The following is a 331-nucleotide window of genomic DNA, read 5'->3' on the forward strand; positions in this document are numbered from 1 at the left end:
TACCTCTTCAACCCTCTGACCGCGGCGTTGTCATTGCTTTCGTTGATTCTGTACGGGTTCATCTACACGCCGCTCAAAACAATCTCACCGATATGTGTGGCCGTTGGTGCTATTCCGGGCGGAATGCCGCCTATGATTGGCTGGGTAGCCGCTACCGGCATATTAGGGGTAGAGGCCTGGATTTTATTCGGAATTCAGTTTATGTGGCAATTCCCGCACTTCTGGGCCATTGCCTGGGTATTGGACGATGATTACAAGAAAGCTGGTTTCAAAATGCTGCCTACCCCAGGTGGTAAAGACCTGCGCACGGCTTCCAGCAGGCGTAGCGTAC

Annotated in this window: 1 protein-coding gene; it reads left to right on the plus strand. The window is 52.6% G+C overall.

The features are described from left to right. The coding region (locus tag J4D97_RS23325) for a UbiA family prenyltransferase (RefSeq protein WP_208309670.1) at positions 1–331 on the plus strand (331 nt) is incomplete at both ends.

Source organism: Hymenobacter defluvii, assembly GCF_017589435.1.
In the GTDB taxonomy this organism is placed as follows: domain Bacteria; phylum Bacteroidota; class Bacteroidia; order Cytophagales; family Hymenobacteraceae; genus Hymenobacter; species Hymenobacter profundi.